Annotated in this window: 20 protein-coding genes and 1 other annotated feature; of the genes, 9 read left to right on the top strand and 11 right to left on the bottom strand. The window is 34.3% G+C overall.

Annotated elements, in window-relative coordinates; translation table 11 throughout:
- Positions 1–40: 40 nt before the first annotated feature.
- From Ana3638_RS17205 to Ana3638_RS17165, 9 genes are all read left to right on the top strand, one after another.
- On the top strand, positions 41–604 hold the full coding sequence (locus Ana3638_RS17205) for a 2'-5' RNA ligase family protein (RefSeq protein ID WP_161839136.1): 564 nt from the start codon (positions 41–43) through the stop codon (positions 602–604).
- Positions 605–1,350: 746 nt separating this feature from the next.
- The gene (locus tag Ana3638_RS17200; protein ID WP_161839135.1) at positions 1,351–2,241 is read left to right on the top strand and encodes a DUF445 domain-containing protein; all 891 of its coding nucleotides are present in this window, start codon (positions 1,351–1,353) and stop codon (positions 2,239–2,241) included.
- Between the two features lie 352 nt (positions 2,242–2,593).
- A complete protein-coding gene (locus Ana3638_RS17195; RefSeq protein ID WP_161839134.1) occupies positions 2,594–3,853 on the top strand; it encodes an S-layer homology domain-containing protein in 1,260 nt (419 codons plus the stop codon).
- A gap of 53 nt (positions 3,854–3,906) precedes the next feature.
- Complete coding sequence (locus tag Ana3638_RS17190; RefSeq protein ID WP_161839133.1) at positions 3,907–4,869, top strand: hypothetical protein; 963 nt, start codon at positions 3,907–3,909, stop codon at positions 4,867–4,869.
- A 20-nt stretch (positions 4,870–4,889) separates the two neighbouring features.
- Positions 4,890–6,032: an efflux RND transporter periplasmic adaptor subunit gene (locus Ana3638_RS17185; protein ID WP_161839132.1), complete on the top strand. Its 1,143-nt coding sequence runs from the start codon at positions 4,890–4,892 to the stop codon at positions 6,030–6,032.
- Entirely contained in the window at positions 6,026–6,694 is a 669-nt protein-coding gene (locus tag Ana3638_RS17180; protein ID WP_330588042.1) for an efflux RND transporter periplasmic adaptor subunit, read from the top strand. Before Ana3638_RS17185 ends, Ana3638_RS17180 begins: the two co-directional genes overlap by 7 nt.
- A 38-nt stretch (positions 6,695–6,732) precedes the next feature.
- A complete protein-coding gene (locus tag Ana3638_RS17175) occupies positions 6,733–8,475 on the top strand; it encodes an ABC transporter ATP-binding protein (protein ID WP_161839130.1) in 1,743 nt (580 codons plus the stop codon).
- Positions 8,463–10,256 carry an ABC transporter ATP-binding protein gene (locus Ana3638_RS17170; protein WP_161839129.1) on the top strand — a complete coding sequence of 598 codons (1,794 nt, stop codon included), beginning with the start codon at positions 8,463–8,465 and terminating at the stop codon, positions 10,254–10,256. The genes Ana3638_RS17175 and Ana3638_RS17170 overlap by 13 nt, the downstream gene beginning before the upstream one ends.
- A 43-nt stretch (positions 10,257–10,299) precedes the next feature.
- Positions 10,300–10,968 (top strand): HlyD family secretion protein, encoded by a 669-nt coding sequence (locus Ana3638_RS17165; RefSeq protein ID WP_161839128.1) that lies wholly within the window; start codon positions 10,300–10,302, stop codon positions 10,966–10,968.
- Between the two features lie 159 nt (positions 10,969–11,127).
- Here Ana3638_RS17165 and Ana3638_RS17160 read toward each other — a convergent pair whose 3' ends face one another.
- The 11 genes from Ana3638_RS17160 to Ana3638_RS17110 form a co-directional block, all read right to left on the bottom strand.
- A complete protein-coding gene (locus Ana3638_RS17160; RefSeq protein ID WP_161839127.1) occupies positions 11,128–11,778 on the bottom strand; it encodes a TetR family transcriptional regulator in 651 nt (216 codons plus the stop codon).
- A gap of 587 nt (positions 11,779–12,365) precedes the next feature.
- Positions 12,366–12,974, bottom strand: a complete 609-nt coding sequence (locus Ana3638_RS17155) for a class I SAM-dependent methyltransferase (protein WP_161839126.1) — start codon at positions 12,972–12,974, stop codon at positions 12,366–12,368.
- Between the two features lie 84 nt (positions 12,975–13,058).
- Positions 13,059–13,751 (bottom strand): HAD family hydrolase, encoded by a 693-nt coding sequence (locus tag Ana3638_RS17150; RefSeq protein ID WP_161839125.1) that lies wholly within the window; start codon positions 13,749–13,751, stop codon positions 13,059–13,061.
- 722 nt (positions 13,752–14,473) lie between these two features.
- The gene (locus tag Ana3638_RS27120; RefSeq protein ID WP_161839124.1) at positions 14,474–14,665 is read right to left on the bottom strand and encodes a zinc-ribbon domain-containing protein; all 192 of its coding nucleotides are present in this window, start codon (positions 14,663–14,665) and stop codon (positions 14,474–14,476) included.
- Positions 14,666–14,797: 132 nt separating this feature from the next.
- Entirely contained in the window at positions 14,798–17,212 is a 2,415-nt protein-coding gene (gene leuS, locus Ana3638_RS17140) for a leucine--tRNA ligase (RefSeq protein ID WP_161839123.1), read from the bottom strand.
- A gap of 194 nt (positions 17,213–17,406) precedes the next feature.
- Positions 17,407–17,638 (bottom strand) — a binding site (T-box leader).
- Between the two features lie 247 nt (positions 17,639–17,885).
- Entirely contained in the window at positions 17,886–18,182 is a 297-nt protein-coding gene (locus tag Ana3638_RS17135; protein ID WP_161839122.1) for an AAA family ATPase, read from the bottom strand.
- A gap of 604 nt (positions 18,183–18,786) precedes the next feature.
- On the bottom strand, positions 18,787–19,209 hold the full coding sequence (locus Ana3638_RS17130; RefSeq protein ID WP_161840602.1) for a GNAT family N-acetyltransferase: 423 nt from the start codon (positions 19,207–19,209) through the stop codon (positions 18,787–18,789).
- Between the two features lie 127 nt (positions 19,210–19,336).
- A complete protein-coding gene (locus tag Ana3638_RS17125) occupies positions 19,337–19,972 on the bottom strand; it encodes a GNAT family N-acetyltransferase (protein ID WP_202621644.1) in 636 nt (211 codons plus the stop codon).
- Positions 19,973–20,184: 212 nt separating this feature from the next.
- A complete protein-coding gene (locus Ana3638_RS17120) occupies positions 20,185–20,610 on the bottom strand; it encodes an HAD family hydrolase (protein WP_161839120.1) in 426 nt (141 codons plus the stop codon).
- 293 nt (positions 20,611–20,903) lie between these two features.
- Positions 20,904–21,473 carry a hypothetical protein gene (locus Ana3638_RS17115; RefSeq protein ID WP_161839119.1) on the bottom strand — a complete coding sequence of 190 codons (570 nt, stop codon included), beginning with the start codon at positions 21,471–21,473 and terminating at the stop codon, positions 20,904–20,906.
- 98 nt (positions 21,474–21,571) lie between these two features.
- A complete protein-coding gene (locus tag Ana3638_RS17110) occupies positions 21,572–22,165 on the bottom strand; it encodes a GNAT family N-acetyltransferase (protein ID WP_161839118.1) in 594 nt (197 codons plus the stop codon).
- Positions 22,166–22,399: the final 234 nt, after the last annotated feature.

Below are 22,399 nucleotides of genomic sequence, written 5' to 3'. Positions count from 1 at the left end.
TACCCACTGAAGCATTTATTAATTGGAGGTTTGAGATAACATGAAAGCTACAATTGTTTTAATTGCCAATAATGAAGCCGAAAATTATGGTAAAAAGTTAATGTTAGAAGCTCATAAAGCCGGTAACCTGGGGTTTGAAATGGCAAGGCTTCCCCAGCATGTATCTTTGAAGCAGCCCTTTTCCATACCTGATTTAGTACAATTCGAAGAATTCTTTGATCAATTTGCAAAGGATATAAAGCCAGTCGCAGTTAAATTCAAAGAGGTTACTATTCATCCAAGTAAGGTTTTAGGTTATCCATCAGGGTGTATGTCAATCAGCGCTGTGAAATCAGTTGAATTAACTGATATTCAAAATAATCTATTTTGGCGTTTGGAAGAACGTTTTGGCCGATGTCCTGCAGAGCACGATGACGATTATGTATTTCATATGACGATAGCAATCGGCGGTGCTCCTTATGTTAATTATGAAAAGGCATTCATTGAAATGAAAAAGAAAGATTATCAAAAAGCTTTTGTATTTGATAGGCTTGGACTACTTTATTATGATGATGACAGTATAAAACCAGGAACTTACTTCTGTTATAAGGTAGCCGAAATATAACTCATTAGTTTATTATATTCAATTTTCGCATGACCACTACATCCAAAAGAGACGATTCACACAAGGAAAGCAGTTGTCACAGAGAGTAAAAAGCGAGAGAGAAAATAATAAATAGTAAACATTATATATATATTTAGAATCAACTGACTTGCCATAAATTGACGGGTCAGTTGATTTTTCCGTTTACAACAATAATATTGACTAATGTAAATTATGTAGTACCATCTGTGATATTTGGTATACTATAAATAATTAATATTTCTTTCGTAGAACATAGAAATTCAGTGATATTTTTGTATTACAAAATAATAGAAAAAGGGAGAAAAACGATGAGAAAGAAGGGGACTTCTATGGACACTGTTTGCTTTAGTTATAACTATTATCAGTGGGGTTAATGCATTTTCCAGCAAAGGCATTGCCACTCATGAAATAGTTATTGAAGATGACTATAATGTTGAAAATGATTATAATCAGGAGAAAAACAATAACACTAAAACATCAGAAGAAAGGTTAAACGAATTACATATTCAATATGAAAAAAATGTAATAACGGAAGATGAATATGATAAATAACGGAAACAAATATTAGATGATATTTAAAATACTTAGCTTGGTTAGCGTCTATCTACTTATATAACCAAAGAATTAAATAAAATAATAAATTATGCAATTATACTTGTAATATTCATTTACAGATAGTATATTATTTTTGACTTTATTTTTTATTACGAAAGAGGGATTTTAATATGCAATGGAATATTTTAATTGGACCTGCACTGGGAGCAGTTATTGGATATGTTACGAACTTAATAGCAGTTCAAATGTTATTTCATCCGATCAACCCGGTTTATATCGGAAAATACCGTATACCCTTTACACCGGGTATTATCCCAAGGGGGAAGGCCAGATTTGCTAAAGCTATTGGAAATGTGGTAGGAAATAATCTTTTAAATCCGGTTATTATCAAAGAGACTTTATTATCCCCTGATAAGGAACAGGAAATCGGAAAACAGCTCGATCTCATTTTCCAAAAATTATCTGATGATAATACTACCTTGGAAGTAAGATTAAATACTATGATAGGCGATTCTGCCCAGATAAAGCTTGAATCGGATATTGTAGAGACGTTAACCCAAAAGATAAGCAATGAACTAATTACAATGAATTTAGGCCAAGTTATAGCCGCTGAAGTTAGGTCAGCAGTAGTAGAAAAAGTTCAGGGTACAATGTTAGCAATGTTTTTAAACCCTTCTGTTTTAGAACCTATTGAAAATACAATCAAAGACCGAGTTAATATATATATAGAAGAACATGCAGAAGATAAAGTAAACAATCTTATACGGGACGAATATACAAAATTAAATCAACAGACCATATCCTCATTATTTGATCACATTAATACTGTTGAATTAAAAGAAACAATACTAAAAGTTTATCGTATGCTGATTACTGATTATTCTGAAAAAATATTAACGTCTTTAAACCTTTCCAAAATAGCAGAGGAAAAAGTAAATGCAATGGATACCAAAGAGGTGGAGGAGCTTGTTCTCTCTATTATGAAAAAGGAATTGGGGGCTGTTGTTAACCTTGGGGCTGTAATAGGATTTGTGTTAGGATTAATTAATTTGTTATTTTAAATTATGTTCATATGTATGTTTTTTATCAGAGGTTTATTTAAATACCTCTGATTTTTTTATCTTGACAAGAGACAATATGTCACTTATAATAACGAAATGTAAGAAACACTGTGTCACATAATCGGATTTGAAAAGAGGTGTCATATGAAAAAGGGTATTGTGTTTAACTGGAAATACGAAAGTGTGGATTCTAAATTGGAAAGCTTCTTACCAATGGTTAGAACTGCCATCTTTTGACGGTCAAATTTTAACTGGGCAACGAGGGAACATATCTTAAGCCTTAAGGAAAGGTTATTAGATATGTGATGATCTTTTGTAAATACATAATAAAGTTAAATTAAGGAGACTGAAGATGCAAAGAAAAATTTTAACTCTATTACTTGCTGTGATTATGCTGTTTGGAACAATTACAGTTCCGGTAAAACCGGTGGAAGCTGCCTCCGGTACTAATAATGTGGAAAAAGTAATCGAAGCCTTAGAAATCATGGATACGGATCAGGGTAACAGCACCAATCCGGCTGCTAAAGTAACAAGAGCGCAGTATGCACAGATGTTAGTGAATATGTCAGCCTTAAAAGATCAGACTTCTGCGAAAAGCAATGTATCTTTATTTAAAGATGTAACAAAAAAATATTGGGCGGCAGGATACATACAAACAGCAATTAATCAGGGATGGATGTCCGGTTACATGAACGGAACTTTTAAACCATCTCAAAGTATTACCTTAATTGAAGCAGTAAATGGTGTTTTAAAGCTTTTAGGATATACCAACAGCGACTTTACCGGTAACATCAGTGCAGCTGAAATGGCGTTGTATGAGTCCAAGGACTTAGACAAAAATATAACAAAGACACAAAAACAGGCACTGACCAGAAAAGACTGCACGAATCTTTTTTATAACACTTTAACCGCGAAAACCAAAGACGGTAAGATTTATGCGGAAACTCTGGGATATACGGTTGATTCCAAAGGGGAAATGGACTATTTATCTTTAGTGAATTCCAACCTGGAAGGCCCTATCTTAGTGGATAATGACTGGAAGACTCAAATACCGTTTTTCTTAGGCAATGCTACTTTTTATAAAGACGGTACCTTAGGTACCCTGAATGATATTCAGGAAAATGATGTGGTTTATTATTCGGAAGATTTAAAATCCGTATGGGCTTATGATAATAAGGTTACCGGTTCCATACAGTCCATTTTACCGAACCGCTTAGCTCCCACCTCCGTTAAACTGGGCGGAAAAGAATATACCTTAGGCTCCAATGATATGTCCGTTGCATTCTCCTCCTTAGGTAAAGTGGATGAAGGAGATGTTGTAACTTTAATTTTAGGCAAGGATGATACGGTTGTAGATGTATTAGGGATTGATGAGTACAATGTAACGGTTACCGGAATCGTTATTAACCATGGCGAACATGTTATTACCAATGAAAATGATGAACTGGTAAGCACAAATTATGTAACAATCGTAGATGCCAGTGGAAATGAATATGAGCAGGATTATGATATAAAAGCGTATAATTTTACTGAAGGTGACATTGTAAATCCGTATGGGCTTATGATAATAAGGTTACCGGTTCCATACAGTCCATTTTACCGAACCGCTTAGCTCCCACCTCCGTTAAACTGGGCGGAAAAGAATATACCTTAGGCTCCAATGATATGTCCGTTGCATTCTCCTCCTTAGGTAAAGTGGATGAAGGAGATGTTGTAACTTTAATTTTAGGCAAGGATGATACGGTTGTAGATGTATTAGGGATTGATGAGTACAATGTAACGGTTACCGGAATCGTTATTAACCATGGCGAACATGTTATTACCAATGAAAATGATGAACTGGTAAGCACAAATTATGTAACAATCGTAGATGCCAGTGGAAATGAATATGAGCAGGATTATGATATAAAAGCGTATAATTTTACGGAAGGTGACATTGTACGAGTTACTTATACGGGTGGTATTGCCTCTGTCACAAGATACCAGTCAGGAAGTGTATCCTTTGGTAATAACGCTTTCTCGAGTGACGGAAAGAAATTAGGCAATGATGAGCTGGCAGCAAATGTTAAGATTTTGGATTATTGTGATGGAAGTTATGTTACCGTAAATGCTTCCAGACTTGCTAATATATCTTTAGGGGGTCATACCGTTTATTACTATGAAAAAAACAGCTCAGGTGATATATCTAAATTAATATTAAGCAATGTAACAGGAGATGTTTACAAATACGGAATTTTAACGGAGATTGGAGACAGCAGCGCCGACAGTACGAATTACGGATATAACATAGATGGCACGACAGGAACTGCTTCCGGTGATTATTATGATACTGAGATAGGACCCAAAGGATTTATATTAGATGATGATGATTCTACCAAGATAGAAGATATGGTTGATCTAACTGAGGTAAAGGTAAAATCCTTAGAGGTAAATACCGTACAGGATAGTACTCAAAAATATCAATTGGCAGATCAAGTTGCTGTATTTTTCCATGATGCCGGAAAGTACACTACATCCACTTTAAGTGACGTATCCAACTTAAAGAAATATAAATTAACTGCTTATTATGACAAGACTATGTCCGCCGGCGGCAGAATACGTGTTATCGTGGCAGAAAATAATGATTGACAAGGAGATGAATACACAAGATGGGTATTGATAACAATTCAAAAAAGAAGTCTTCCAATACTGAAAAATCTGAGGAAACATTAAACACGACCCATAAAGGTAAAGGTTTAAATTTCCTTAAGCCTTTGGTTTTACTTGTAGTTCTTATATTTATAACAGTTTTAATATTCAACAGAATTAACAGCAAAATGGAAAAATCAAATGCCAAAGAAGTAACACATACGGTAAAAGTTGAAACCAGAGATATTCAGAATATACTTTCTTCTACCGGCGTCATAGAACCTCTGAATATTTATGAGGTAACCAGTCAGGTGGTTGGAGACGTAATCTCCGCCGACTTTGAAGAAGGGGATCAGGTTAAAAAAGATGATGTATTATATCAGATAACAACAGACGATATAGACAGTAAACTGCGTAACGCAGAAAATGCAGTTCCAAGAGCAAAAGAAGATTACAACTTTGCACAAGATAAATATACTGAAGCCATACAGAAATATAATGATGCATTGAATGATTATGACGATGCAGCAAAAGACTATGGTGATTTAACCATTAAATCTAAAAAATCCGGTATTGTTAAAACTTTATTTGTTGATGAAGGAGATAAAATACAGATTGGAACTCAGATAGCTGAGATCTATGATAATAGTTACATGGAACTAAAGATTCCGTTTAATTCATCTGATGTAAAACAATCTCTGATAGGAAAAACTGCAAAAATAGAAGTTACCGACAGCAATGAGAAATTAGAAGGAAAAGTAACGGAAATAAGTAATATTGAAGATGTATTAAGTGGTAACCGTGTAGTTAAAACGGTAACCATTAAGGTTAAAAATCCGGGCGGTTTAACCGCCGGTACAAAAGCTACCGCATCAATCGGTGATTTATACAGCAGTAATGACGGAACTTTTAACGTATTGGAAGAGGGGATAATAACAGCGGATAAAGCTGGCGAAATTCACTCACTTAATATAAAAGAAGGGGATAAGATATCAGAAAAATATACAGTGATCGTATTAGACAGCGATACATATAAGGATCAGTTGGATGCTTATCAGAATAAAGTAGATAATGCAAAAGACGTAATGGATAATGCAGAAAATACTTTGGAAAAAGCACAGGAAAAAATCGATGATGCGAAAACTTCTCTGGGGATATCATAGATGATAAAACGGATTATAGTGTAACGGCTCCGATTTCCGGTCTGGTAGCCAGTAAGGACGTTTTAGAAGGTGACACGATCAGAACTGCAACACCAAAACTCTGTACTATTTATGATTTATCTGCTGTTAAGTTTGATATGCCGGTAGATGAAATGGATATTAAAAAAGTTAAGGTCGGTCAGAAAGTCAGCGTAACTTCGGATGCTTTAGAAGGTTTTACCTTTCATGGCGTAGTTACTAATATAAGCCCGGAAAGTACATACACAAACGGTGTGCCGGAATATCCGGTTACCGTAAGAATAGATGATTTCGGTGAATTATATCCGGGCATGAATGTAACGGGTGAAATTATTATAAATGAAGTAAAAGATGTTATGACAGTTCCAAATGGTGCTTTGATTCGTGGAGATGTTGTATATGTTAAAGACCCTGCGGTTAAAGAAGTAGTTGATCATGTGCCGGTTGGGTTTAAAGAAGTTAAGGTTGAGACAGGCTTTACAGATGGTAAATATACGGAGATCGTAAATGGATTAACCGGTGAAGAAGAACTTTTTGTTCTTGGAAACCAAATTCCGGTTCAAACGGAAATACAAACTCAAAATAATCAGGACGGACAAACAAGTATCGAAAACCAAGAGGACGGTACAGCTTCCAGGCCATAAGAACACAAGCTAATATGACAGTTTGAAAGGGACACAAGATGGATAGAGTATTTAAATATATATCACGTTATTGGGTTTTTGTTCTGATGGCAGTAATCCTTCTTTTTATCCAGGCAATGTGTGAACTAACATTGCCGGATTATATGTCTGATATAATTAACACAGGAGTTATAAACAGTGATATTAATTTTATATTGGATACAGGAAAGAAAATGCTGATAATCAGCCTTATCGGAACCCTATGTTCTATTTCTGTGGGTTATTTTGCATCCAGAGTGGCTGCACGGACGTCAAGAGATTTGCGAAGTGATGTATTTCGAAAGGTCCAGAGCTTTTCAAATGAAGAATTTGATAAATTTTCAACGGCATCCTTAATTACACGAACGACTAACGATATCACCCAGATTCAGTCACTGATTGTAATGATGGTAAGATTACTTTTTTATGCACCCATTCTTGGTATCGGCGGGACAATAAAGGCTGTTTCAAGCAGCCTGTCTCTATCCAGGATGATTGTACTTTCTCTGATTGTAATTTTTATGTTTATCATATTCATTTTTGTAGTTGCAATGCCCAAAATGAAAATGGTACAAACTCTCATTGACCGCCTAAATCTGGTAAGTCGTGAAAATCTAGAAGGTATGCTGGTAATTCGAGCTTTTAACACACAGAAATTTGAAGCCGAACGGTTTAATAAAGCAAATAAAGAATTAACAAATACTAATTTATTTGTAAACCGTGTTATGACAATAATGATGCCAACAATGACATTAATAATGAATATAACTATTGTACTAATTGTCTGGTTTGGTGCTAAACAGATTTCTAAGCTGGATATCGATATCGGTACCATGATGGCATTTATGCAGTATGCCATACAGATTATTTCAGCGTTTTTAATGCTTTCCGTAATGTTTATTATGATACCTCGGGCCGCAGTCAGTGCCAACAGAATCAAAGAGGTATTAGACATGAAACCTTCCATCAGAGATAAAAAGCACACCTTAATATATGACGAAAATTTCGATCCTGATGTTGAATTTAAAAATGTCAGTTTTACCTATCCGGAAGGGAAAGGTCATGTACTTGAAAATGTAAGTTTTACCGCGAAGAAACACCAAACTACCGCTATTATAGGAGCAACAGGTTGCGGAAAATCAACGGTCATCAACCTGTTGATGCGTTTTTATGATGTTTCAGACGGTCAGATTCTGATTGACGGAAAAGATATACGGGATGTTGACCGTCAGGAACTGAGAAGTAAGATTGGTTATGTACCACAAAAAAGCATTCTATTCTCGGGAAATATCCGTTCAAACCTCTATTATGCAGATAAGAACAGTACCTTTGAAAATATACAAAAAGCTGCAGATATCGCTCAGGCAACGGAGTTTATCGAATCAAAACCCGAAACTTATGACGCACCCATTGCACAAGGCGGTACTAATGTATCGGGCGGACAGAAGCAGAGACTATCCATAGCAAGGGCATTGGTCAAAAATGCTCCTATTTATATTTTTGATGACAGCTTTTCAGCATTGGATTTAAATACGGATAAGAAACTTCGTGCGGCATTAAAAAGTGAGACAGGGGACAGTACAATATTACTGGTCGCTCAGCGTGTCGGTACCATTATGAACGCCGATCAGATTATTGTTTTGGATAAAGGTAGAATTGTCGGAAAAGGTACACATAAAGAACTTATGAAAAACTGTATGGTTTACCGGGAAATCGCATTATCACAAATGTCAAAGGAGGAACTTGACCAATGCCTAGAATGAATGTAATTACAGCAAGCAAGGCCAAGGACTCAAAAAATACGATCAGAACCCTTGGAACTTATCTTTTTCCCTATAAGATACAGATAATGGCAGTACTGATATTTGCTGCCATATCTACCGTATTTTCCATATTAGGACCAAAGCTTCTTGGTAAGATAATAACAAAACTGGCAGACGGGTTAGTTGCTTACTATTTGCAGACCGGCTTGTATATGGATTTTGACTATATGGGCAAAATGACAATGCTGCTTATATTACTGTATTTTATTTCAACATTCTGTTCCTACATACAAAATTTCATTATGACAAGGGTTTCTATGGAGGTTACCTTTAAACTGCGAAAAGAGATTTCGCAGAAAATGCAGAAAATACCTCTTAATTATTATGACACCCGAACATACGGAGAAGTCTTGTCAAGGATTACAAATGATGTGGATTTAGTGAGTCAAACCTTAAACCAAAGCTTAACGCAGCTGATTACCTCCATAACCACCATAATCGGCGTATTTTGCATGATGCTTTCTATTAGTGTGTTAATGACTGTAACAGCTCTGATCGTAATTCCGATTTCACTTGTAATCGTTAATATTATCATAAAAAATTCTCAGGGATTTTTTAAAGCACAACAAAAATCACTTGGTTCCCTTAATGGACATGTTGAAGAAATGTACAGCGGACATAATGTAATTCAAGCCTTTAACAGACAGGCGGAATCCGTTATGCAATTTGAAAATATTAATAATGATCTATGTGAAAGTGCATGGAAGTCACAATTTGTTACGAGCATTATGCAGCCTATCATGAATTTTGTAGGTAATCTTGGATATGTACTTATCTGTATACTCGGGGGATACCTTGCGGTAAAAAAAGTTGTAGAAATCGGTGATATCCAGTCTTTTATACAATATATGAGAAACTTTACCATGCCGATTACTCAGCTTGCTTCTATATCAAATACACTGCAGCAGACAATTGCAGCTGCAGAAAGAGTATTTGAATTTCTGGATGAAGAAGAGGAAGCAGACGATGCGGATCAGATACCGGAATACGAATTTCATGGTAATGTGGAATTTAAAAATATATTCTTTGGATATAATCCTGAAAAATTGATTATTCATGATTTTTCTGCCAAAATAAAACAGGGGCAAAAGATAGCAATTGTAGGCCCGACAGGTGCAGGAAAAACCACATTGGTAAAATTATTGATGCGTTTTTATGATATTAATTCGGGAGAAATCTTGATTGACGGACATAATATCTATAATTTTAAACGAAATGATTTACGAGCACTGTTTGGAATGGTTCTGCAGGAAACATGGCTTTATAATGCTTCCATATTGGACAATATTAGATACGGAACCTTTGATGCCACAAAAGAGGAGGTTATTGCAGCTGCCAAAGCGGCACATTGCGATGAATTTATCCGTACTCTGCCTGATGGCTATGATACAATTCTGAATGAAGAAGCAAGTAATATCTCACAAGGTCAGAAGCAGCTATTCACAATAGCCAGGGTAATACTTGCTAATCCTAAAATCCTTATATTGGATGAGGCTACCAGCTCAATCGATACTCAAACAGAAATCTTAATACAAAAAGCTATGGATTCACTTATGACAGGAAGAACAAGCTTTGTTATCGCACACAGGCTGTCAACAATTAAAAATTCTGACTTAATCCTGGTACTCAAGGATGGTGACATCATAGAACAGGGAAATCATGATGAATTATTGGCACTAAACGGTTTTTATGCCGGTTTATATAACAGCCAGTTTGAATAGGGAAGCGGTTTGACATCTAGTAGTGAAAAAGGAGGATAAAAAAATGGATGAATTTAAAGACGATATAGTCGAGAAAAAGAAGAGCAGCAAGAAAGGTTTCATTTTAATAATCGTTGCGATAGTCATTATAGTCGGAGCATATTTTGGTTCGGAATATTATATGGAAAGTACAAAATATATATCAACTGATAATGCAAAAGTTGATACTAAAATATTTCAGATTACACCGGGTACTAATGGTAAGCTGACTAAGATTAATGTAGCCATAGGTGACTCTGTACAAGCAGGGCAGATTCTTGGCAGGGCAGAGGGCGGCCCCTATATAAAATCACCTATTAATGGAGAAGTAATGGATATAAAAGCAGATCTTGGCCAGTTGGTATCACCGACGGATGTCGTTTTTGTTGTCGCAGGTGTAAATGATATGTATATAACAGCCAATATTGAGGAAGATGATATACTTAAAATTGCGGAAGGACAGGAGGTTACCATAAGCCTGGATGCATATGGAAAAAAGTCTTTCCCCGGATATGTGGAAAAAGTTGATAAAATTACAACAAATAAACTTTCTAACATGACCACCAGTTTTACAACATCAGGGACCTATACAAAAGTAACACAGCTTATTCCAATTAAGATTAAGTTAAATGAAAACATTAATCTAAAAAACATCATCGGTACGAATGCAAACGTAAAAATAAAGATAAAATAAAGGTAATAAATTTTAGGTAAACAATAAAATTTTGTCTTAGGTATATAATTTAATTTTATATAATAATATATATTATAAGGAAATCCCCCTGATAGAGTTTCAGCAAAACTTGTCCTATCAGGAGGATTTTTATTCTATTGTTAAGTAAAAAATTAAGTATTAAGTGTTAAATATTCCTACGAGTAAAGTTTTCAAAAATTCTTGAAAAGAAACTTGAAAATCCGATAATGATAGCTTTTTATTAGGTTGATTTACCATTTCCCCCTTGGCTACATTATCTTTAATAACTGGTGAAAATCCAGCGATAAAACTAAACTGATATTGGCAGAAGTGTTGTACCTGACGTTGTGTCAGAGTTGGAAACAATGAATGCAATAAGCTATTTAGATCATGATAATGTATAAGAAAATTATGTCTGATTTTTTGTAACGATTCATTTGGTATGTTTTGAGCATATAATGGTGTCAGTCTGGCATAAAGACTTATCATTCCAAGATACTTACATGTTATACTGGACCAATATAAACAAAATGTATCAACTTCTGAGGTTGAAATTGCGTTATCCGGACTGGCTTCCTTAAGTTCCTGTATCCATTCGGCAAGTTCATCAATCAGAATGGTAGCATATATTTCCTCCTTTGTACTAAAATATTTATACAAATTTGAACGCGCAAAATCCAATTCTAAAGAGATTGATTTAATCGTTATTTTGTCGTAACTTAACGAATAAAATTGTTTCTTTGCGACTTCTTTTATTTGATTTAGACGAACATCTTTTTGTTCTTCACTTCTTGCTCTGATAAAATCCATATTTATATCACTCCAAAAAATAAAATGTAAAGTTTTTACATTACATAATTATATAACTAGTATAACACAAAAAATAGGAAATAGCAAGAGACACCGTGTCACATAAATTGATTAGCACTAATAAATGCTATTATTAGAGAGGAACTGACTAATAATCTAAAACGCATTAATTATTATAAATTATAGAAGTAAAGAAATTAATGAATCAACCAAATGATTGATACAAGGTTGATGATTATTCCATATAACTTAAAAAAAATTGAATGTTATACAAAAAACAATTATGATAATAATGATTTAATATATGATGAAATCTTAATAAAATTCGTAGCTCAAAAAATTAAGTACTCAAGAATTAAAATTGAAAGATATAACTTGGTTTATAGAGGGTTTCTCGTCAAAAAAATAAGAAACAAAATTTCATTTTAAAATTCAATTGCCAAATTGAATGAATAACAATCAAGAAGAATTGATTCAGTGAAAAGACTCTTTTGTGGAATTTCCATCCAACTATTCGTTAAACTTGCGTTTTGCGAATAGTTGGATGGAGGAAATAATACCATATCTACTCTGGTATTAGGCACATTTTACATTTTTTGCAAAACAAGTTCCCATGCTATTTTTGCTTCGCCATATTTCATCAGTATCACTTCCTCCATGTCAATGATTTTAAAAATCTTAAAAGTATTAAGGATATTACTCTTATCGAAAAATCGTTTTTTCCCCGTTTCTGTCATATATATTCCTTCTGAGATTTGCTTGCCTTGTCCAACACCGTAATTTGTGTCATTAATAGAATTAACCCTTACATATAACATGCCGTTAGTTTTTGTTACACGGATGATTTCTAATAGAATCCTATTTAATTCTATATTATCAAAATAATGGAGGCATAAATCAGCAACAATATAATCTGCAGTTTCATTTTGAAACGGGAATTTTTCTCGTAAGTCAAACTGTCTTGTTTCTATATCAGGAAAATATTTATGGATAAATTTCATGGATTCTGACGAGATATCACAACTAATAAGATTGCAATTTAAAGTATGCAAAAATGACGTATCATCTCCCCAACCACACCCCAATTCAATTAAAGTGGTTATTTCACTAACCTTTCCTAGAAGATATCTATCTAACCAGCCATCATATTTAATATTTTCATTTGTCTTCATTTTAATAACTTCATCCCAATACATATGCACCTCATAAAATACTAAAAATTTTAAAATTATGACTTCTTATATTGCCTCCAATTTTGTTAGAAAATAGTTTTCACTTCACTATTTGTAACAAAATGGAATTACTTTCTTGGTAAGTTCATCAAATTGTCTGATATAATAATCAGCCTCCTGCAACAGTATTTCACTCATCTTATCCTCTTTTTTATCCAGATATTCTGTAAATACTGTTTTCATTCCTACCCTTCTGGCCCCAGCTAATTCATCTGAACCGCCGTCTCCGACAAATAAACTTTCATCTGCTTTTACATTCAATTTGCTCAATGCATATTCATATATTTTTAAATCTGGCTTCATCATACCTACATCGCAGGAAAAAACTGCTTCATCAAAAAAAGACGCCAAGGGTGATTGGCTCCAATATTTACAGTCGATAACGTCTGCATTACTAATAAGGCATGTTTTAATGTCTTTTTCATGAATTTCTCTAATCGTATGTAATATTTTTTCATCTACTTCGAATAATGCTTTTTGCATTCTGGCTTGTCGTAAATTCAGTATTTCAATCATTTGTTTTTCACTTACTTTATAAGGCATGGAATAGATAATTTTATCAATAATATCCCTTTCCTCTTTAATTTTACCTAATGCACGTTCCTTATATAAATCATCTTTTTCCGCATAATGTTCCCACTCTTCTGCCGAAATTCCAACTACATCATATTCATTTTTTCCTGTGAAATATTGCGGATAAATCAAAGTAAAAAACAAATCAAAAAATACTGCTTTTATCATTTATTATTCTCCCTTTAGATAGTCTTTTCCTCGTTCCGTTTTTTTTTGCAGCTAATGTGAATTAATAATATAAATTATACCTCAATTTTCCAATTAAACAAATGTTTTTTAAAATACTCGTCAAAATCAACTTTTACATGTAACTTTAACTACTTATTTATCTTTTCATATTTCATATTTCATAGTAGCAGCTGCTCTTAAGTATTCATCATTATCTATCTTATAATAAAGCTTCCTTATGCCCTATCGTTTTTAGAGTATGTTTAATAATATAGAAGTGCAGAACATTAGTTTGCATATTCAAATTATAGAACATATGTTTTTGTGTGTCAAACATAAATATACATTTTTACACATTTATGTCCTTTTTACTGCATTTAGAAAGTTTATTGTCCTCAATTCTACTATTAGACTATTTTACGTCATTTATTATGGCAGAATATTATCTAAATAATTTCCATGACAAAAAGAAAAACCGCATTTAAGCGGTTTTAAGAAATTTTTATTTAGAAACATTTATGTCCCTCGACCAAAAAAAATTTTTCACATTAATTTGGTCGTTTCTACTACTATCACTGTTAAAACTAAAATAAAATATTTTTAATAACTAGTCCATCCAGTATGTTATTTAAACAAAAAAGGAATTTATAATTCCTACTAAGTCTTGAATTAAAATTCCTTTTTCGTATATTATATAGGAACTATAAATTCCTTTTGGTATATTATATCGGAAATGAAAAGAAATGAATTTTAGTATTTCTGTATCCTTTGCAATACCCACATGATTTCTGATTGCGTTTATGATATAATATCTTAGTTTTTGGACTCATTTCATATGATTTTCCACATTTGACGCAATTCCACCACACATTCTGTCCGTAATTTTCTAATATAATATCTTCATCTATATTCAAATATTAATATCTCTCCATTCAATGATTAGTCTGGACGTAATACTTAAAATGATGTTTTACCAGGGATAGCTTTTTTATCAGTACGCTGATGCCGTATTCATCCGCCAGAATTTCATAAATCTTGCCAGTGTTTCATTTCACAACAATATTTAAAATTCTTCCTGGAACATAGATTACTTTCATAACATTTTTACCATTTAAAGCTGCTTTTACTGAATCCAATTCTTTCGCCTTCGTTTCCACTTCTTCCTGTTTCTCATCTAATGAAATAGTCAGGTTGGCTTTTACCTTACCATTTATCTGCACAGCGATTTCCACTGTATTTTCAATGGTTTTTGCTTCTTCATAAACTGGCCAAGTTTCCTGGTATACTCTTCCCTTTTCTCCGATTATCTGCCATAATTCCTCTGTAATATGAGGCGCTACTGGGTTAAGAAGTAATAAAAGTGTTTTGAATTCCCCTTTTGTAATGCTGCCCACACGGTAAAATTCATTTACCAGAGACATCATGGCTGCAATGGCGGTATTAAACTTCATACTTTCAAAGTCAGAAGTAACTTTTTTAATGGTCTGGTGCATCTTTGTCTCAAGATTATCCGAATAAGCTTCTTCAGAAGTTACGATATCTTTTAACTTCCAAACCCTATCCAGGAAACGGCGGCAGCCTTTTACACCTTCATTAGACCAGGCAGCACTTAAGTCGAAGGCACCGATAAACATTTCGTAGGTTCTTAAAGTATCAGCACCAAATTCACCTATGATATCATCCGGATTAACTACATTACCTCTGGATTTGGACATCTTTTCATTGTTCTCACCTAAAATCATACCGTGAGAAGTTCTCTTTTTATAAGGTTCCGGGGTATTTACCAATCCCTGATCATAGAGGAATTTATGCCAGAAACGGGAGTAAAGTAAATGGAGGGTTGTATGCTCCATACCGCCGTTATACCAGTCTACCGGAAGCCAGTATTCCAGCTCTTCCTTACCGGCAAAGGCTTCGCTGTTATGTGGATCGATGTATCTTAAATAATACCAGGAGGAGCCTGCCCATTGAGGCATGGTATCCGTTTCCCTGTGAGCATGGCCTCCGCAGTGAGGACAGGTGGTTTCCACCCAGTCGGTCATGGCTGCAAGAGGGGATTCACCGTTATCGGTAGGTTCATAGCTTTCTACTTCCGGAAGCATTAAAGGCAGTTCACTTTCCGGTACAGGAACATATCCGCATTTTTCACAATGAACAATGGGTATCGGTTCACCCCAATATCTTTGGCGGGAGAATACCCAGTCTCTCAATTTATAGTTTACTTTTTTATAACCGATACCTTTTTCCGTTAGCCATTCCAGTATCTTTATCTTTGCATCTGCAACTTCCAAGCCGTTTAAGAATTCGGAATTTACTAATTTACCGGTAGAAGTGTTAGTAAAGGCAGCCTCATTTACATTACCGCCGGCAACTACTTCGATAATAGGCAGATTAAATTTTTTAGCAAAATCCCAGTCACGTTCGTCATGGGCAGGCACCGCCATAATGGCACCGGTACCATAGGTCATTAGTACATAATCGGAAATCCAGATAGGAATTTCTTTTCCGTTTACCGGATTAATGGCAGTTAAACCGTTAATTACCACGCCGGTCTTTTCTTTTACTAATTCCGTTCTTTCAAAGTCAGACTTTTTAGCCGCCTGTTCGCGGTAATTGATTAAATCCGTATAGTTCTTAATTTCATCCTTATATTTATCAATAAGCGGATGTTCCGGTGAAATAACCATATAGGTGGCACCAAATAAGGTATCCGGTCTGGTAGTAAAAATACGTAAGTTCTCTTCTTTTCCTGGAATTTTAAAGTCTACTTCCGCACCTACGGAACGGCCGATCCAGTTAACCTGGGATACTTTAATCTTCTCGATATAATCTACCATATCCAGGTCATCGATTAATTTATCCGCATATTCTGTAATTTTTAACATCCACTGGCTCTTAACCTTACGTACCACTTCGCCGCCGCAGCGTTCACATACACCTCCTACAACCTCTTCGTTGGCAAGACCAACTTTACAGGATGTACACCAGTTGATAGGCATTTCAGATTTATATGCAAGACCCTTTTTAAATAACTGTAAAAAGATCCACTGGGTCCATTTGTAATAATTGGGATCCGTTGTATTAATCTCTCTATCCCAATCAAAGGAATAACCAAGGGCTTTTAACTGTTCCGTAAAATGTTCAATGTTTTTCTTGGTAACAATCTTTGGATGGATATGATTTTTGATTGCATAGTTTTCCGTTGGAAGACCAAAAGCATCCCAGCCCATAGGATATAATACATTATATCCTTCCAGCCTTCTTTTTCTTGCTATAATGTCCAGTGCTGTATATGGTCTTGGATGTCCTACATGAAGACCCTGACCGGATGGATAAGGGAATTCAACCAATGCGAAGAACTTCGGTTTGCTTTTGTCTGTTCCTACCTTAAAGGCTTCTTCCTTTTCCCAGATTTCCTGCCATTTTTGTTCAATGTCCTTTGGTGAATAAAACTCACTCATTTTAAATTCCTCCTAATATTAATACAATAAAAAAGAGTCTGGTTTGCCAGACTCTAGCGCTGGCGCGCTGTCACTTTAGTGACTAATTTCAGATAGATAGCGCGTCATGCGCATACTGCCCGATAGGGCTTTTTATTTCATAGGAAAGTTCTCTGAACTTTCCTATGAATAAAAAAACTCTCCATCTCTAATAATCTAGAGACGAAGAGGTTCTATCAGTTAAGAACTGCAATCCGCGGTACCACTCTAGTCCATAACCCAAAGGTAATGTACTCGTATAATCTGTAACGGGATCTCCCGCTCTGCCTACTTTGTTTCAGTCAGAGAGCTCAAAAGCGAGTTCAAAGTTTTAATCTGCCATTTTCCACCACCCAATGGCTCTCTGTAAGATATCAAGCTTTTACTACTCCTTATCATCGCTGTAATAAAATGTGAAATTATTAGAGATAATTAAATCTATTGTATCATTTCTTCCTTTGTTGTCAAGTCCTTTTCTAACTGTTATAAATTTATTCAACTTCCTAACATGTATAATATTTCACTATGTGGATAATATTTCAAATTATATATACTAAGATATTATCTTTTATTACATTCTTAATTTATAAAAATGACAAAACTAATTATAGTTATAGACGGTTTGTAGTAAATTAACAGACATTACAACGCTGTTTTAAATTGTCGTTTCAGCAGTAATGTCGACTTTATTTTTATAAAGACAAAATCTTTTGTCCATAACCCAATTAAATACAACATAATCACACTGAGAACAGTTAAGATAATTAGTAATTAAATATACTATATTATCAATTGCCATGTCCTTAGTTTCTTTGCTGGCGATGAACGGATGTAAATCAAAGCACCAATCACCGTCAATAAATGCAGATTTATTTAATTTATTACAAAGTAGTTTTCCGACAGTTGTTTTTCCGACTCCAATTGGACCATTAATTATTACTACTTTCTTCATCCGTATTTTCTCCATCACAAGTTTCACAATAGTACACAATAGTAATTGTAAAAAGTCGTTATTGATATTGATATAAAATCGCCATCAAATGTAGATTTACATACGAAGATTATACCACACTTTTACAATACTGCAAATAATATAAGGAAATTACTGGAAATATACGTTACTCCTCTATTTCATATATTTCATAGTAATCATCCCTACTAACGATAACATAATCTGGTACATTAAACTCTATTTTATTATTATAATTAAAGGAATTTTCTATATCAGCTTGGAATTTGGTTAGAATAAGCTCATTTAACTTAATAAATATACTTCTTGTATTTCTTCACTTCCATTATCATATTTAATCCAGAAATCAAGTATTGATTTTTCGTGTTTACCGTCAATCATAACTTCAATTTATAAGGGTTGCTCGCACATTTGGACTACTTTCGGATTCATTTCCAAGAAAAATACATCTGTAAAAATATGTATTTTGTCTCTTTAAAATGACTGCTTAATAAATATAATGAGATTTTCACTTCACTATTGTGGACAAGTGCGAAGTAAATCACCCCTGGTATTTGGAATTTATGAGGGTTAGACTAGTTCGAAGTTATCGTTCTCTTTTCAGATAAACCATATCAACCAGTTGTTTTCCGTCTTCAAACATTGGATGGTCGTAGTTATCTATAAAAAAGTTCTTTATTCTGTGCGATTCTGTAAAACCGCAGATATTATAAAAAGAAAGAATCGAATGACAGTCGCCAGTTCCGACAAACATAACATTGCAATCAGAATAATGGGCAAACAGATATTCTATCAGGCTTTTCCCATAACCTCTTCGTTGATACTCAGGCAAAACAGCAATGTTTTTAAGCTCATAAATACAATCGGCTTCTTTGGTTACTACACACTCAGCTTTTATACCATCATCATCCAAAACAAACATTTCACCATTCTCAAGGTATTTATCAATCATGTTTTCCTGTTCGTCAGCCAATAAAAGCAAAGCAATATATTCTTTTTTGGCACCCATAACTTTTTTAATATTCACTTTTTTCTCCTCTGCAAATTATTTTCACTCCTGTTTATAAATATAATAGGGAGTTGGTTTGTTCGGCTAATTGAAAGTTATAGCTTATCCTTATTCCAATAAAGGAAACTCACTGTATAATAGAATGACTGTGAATAAAAAATTCTTCCTGACTCGGCTGGTATTTTTTCTCCATGCTTTCTAAACGCTCGTCAAAACGCCCAGCTTCTTGTTCATCTATCTCAAATACAGGACTTTGATAGTAAACCCATTTCCTTCCGTCTAAGAAATCTGGTTTGAGTTCTTTAACCATCATTGCAGCCGGATAGGTTCCATTTTCAAGACAGACGTTGTACTTTTTACAACTCTTAAAACCGCGGCTTACATAATTATTCGGATTTCCAAATATTACAATCACATCATAATCAAGTGCGGCCGCCCGTTCAAAGGAATACTCCATTAGTTTTTTTCCATACCCCTTTCTCTGATATTCTGGCAAAATGCAAACTGGACCGAAAGTGAGGATGTCTTTTTCTTCTCCAGACTCATTAATTAGTTTTGTTTTCGTATACATGATATTCCCAATAATCTGGTTATCAACTTCGATTACCAGATCCAACTCCGGCAGAAAGTCTTTGTGGGATCGCATAACATGAACTAAATAGTGTTCAATACACCCCGGAATATATAAATTCCAAAAAGATTTTCTTGTTATTTCTTCAACTTTCTCATAATCTGTTTCTTCTTCATTCCTAATCTTAATCATTTTGTTCATTTAAACCTCCGGTTATTTACTTAAGGCCAATTTTAGTACTTTATTATGACTATCTACTCAAGAAAATCAAGCTGCATGGTCAGTTAATTTATTATACTTTTTATTTCATCAACAACTTGTGCAATTGTTTTTTTATCGGTATTGATAACATAATCGTCATGATGAGGTTTCATTCTTAACCATTCAAATAATACTTCGTTAGTTCATATGAAAGATAAAACGGCATCAAAATATGGAAATAGTTCACTTCTTCGGATTACATCAGCTTCCTCAGAAAAACAATTACTAATTAATCCAATCAAATAACCCTTTTTTTTCAAAGTTGAAAGCATAGGAATAATTTCAGAATGTAACTGTCTAAAACACTCTTCCTTTGCTGCAATACGTTTTTCTACTAGTTTCTTTAAAAGTGTTTCGGAGTAACAATGATTCTCTTTAAGAATTATTTCCAATGCTTCCTCCAATATTAAATTCCCTATAGAGCGTTCATGTTCAGTCGGACGCCAAAGAGACTGAAATTTGTCTTCTGGAATTCCTGCATCCTCCGCCATCTGTGCTCCGAAATATAGCGGACTATGATAATGAGTAATCAACGTTTCAAACATGTCAAAAATTACTGCTCGTGTCATTGTTTTTCCTTCCTGAAAATCTGATTTGTCCTTTTCTTTCTTTTGTACTTTGTTAGCTTACTTAGATATAACGGAAATTATCATTATCACAAACTTAAGTTCTTCATGTCAATTTTGTCTTCCCTTACACGTAAAACACCATCTATGTCTGCCACACATAAATATCCATTTTTTCTGATAATGAGAAACGTTCCTCAATCAACGCGGCATTTTCATGATCAAAAAGGGCTTCAAAGAAAAGTGATTAAGAGCCATCTCCATTTTAAGTATAACTTTTTTAACTCATCGCTTAGTTAATCGAGAACTTCAAATGTAAACTTGCATGGCTTTTCACCGTTTGTATTGAGTGGTGATGAATTGATTTCTTTCAATTTCAACTTTACTCCCAAAGCGTTTTGATAGTGATATAAAAAGTGTCCTGCACAACAACCGCAGTATGTAGGTGAAACAGAAAAAGGTTGTTTTAATTTTTTTATCGAACTACAGGCACAAGTGGTTTTACCCGAGTGAACACCATTTTGATAGCCGCTAAATGTAATTGTAAATGTACCGTCGTCATTTAGATAAGGCGACATCATATATTGAATGTTTGACATCAATGCAAGTTTTTCAGAAAAAGATTTATCCGTGTGTTCCAAGGCAAATGCCTTACAATCCTTGTCACGCTGACCTCCTTTACAACAACCTTGTTTTTCCATAATTGAAAGACATTGCTCCCTTGTGAGCAACTTATCCATTTTGTCAATTAGAGAAATAATATTATGCGGATTATTGCAGTCAGCTTCAAAGTCCATTTGCTCCATAATCTCGCCGTTGATTTTCTGCTTTTTCATTGTGTCTCTTATCTTTTTTAAAGTCGGCATTTTTATCCCTCCATAAAATTTTATCTGCACTCATAATTCAGAATAATAGAAATCCATAAGGTTTTATCGTTTACATAAATAACCAGATTTAAACTTCCTCATACACTTAACTGTTTCCTCATGACAAGCCCTTGTTCCGTCTCTTTCGTGACATAAAATCCCGCTTTTTTATACATCTCAAAATGTCCGCCAAAATCTGAGGATTGATAACTGGATTCTTTATACGGGTATACCTCCACAAAGTCAAACCCGTCTTGAGCCGCTTCCTTACACACACGCTCCAATAATTGGGTAGCAACGCCCTGTCTTTTCATGTCCGGTGCGATCATGAAACAGAATATGGATTTCACCTTTATGTCTTCTTTAGCTTCTTCTAAAGGTACATATGACATAAACCTCTGCCAGCTGGCACATTTCAGGCAATCTGATTTCGTATTCGCATTACACCAGCCAACCACCATATCTCCATTATAGGCAAGATAACCTTGAATGTTATTATCTTTCACATACTGAAAAGCACATTCTCTTCTTTTCTCTGCGGTTGAAAGGTCTATGCTCATATAATCCTCGTTACACCAACACACGCAATAACATTTATGCTCGTCCACATTATCATCGTGTGGCGTAATATCAAAAAAATGTACATAATCTTCTGCAAGGTCGGGTGTCAGTTTGCGTATTTCAATAGACATTTATTTCCTCCTTTGATATAGATAATTTATATTGGAATATTCTTTAAAATAAAGGTTTGACTTTTATCTAAGTCGTCTCTTTCTAGTATTCTTGGGTTAAAAATATCAATATTATTTTCTTCACTTTCATGAAAAAATCGCATTTTAACCTCCCTAATAATTGTCGGTTTAGTAGTAATTCCGGTTTTATTATAATAAAGACAAAACCCCTCAAACACTTTAGTTTAATCATCA

The organism is Anaerocolumna sedimenticola (assembly GCF_009931695.1).
Lineage (GTDB): Bacteria > Bacillota > Clostridia > Lachnospirales > Lachnospiraceae > Anaerocolumna > Anaerocolumna sedimenticola.
The sequence above is the reverse complement of the archived record's forward strand: the minus strand, read 5'-3'. Positions and strand labels throughout refer to the sequence as shown.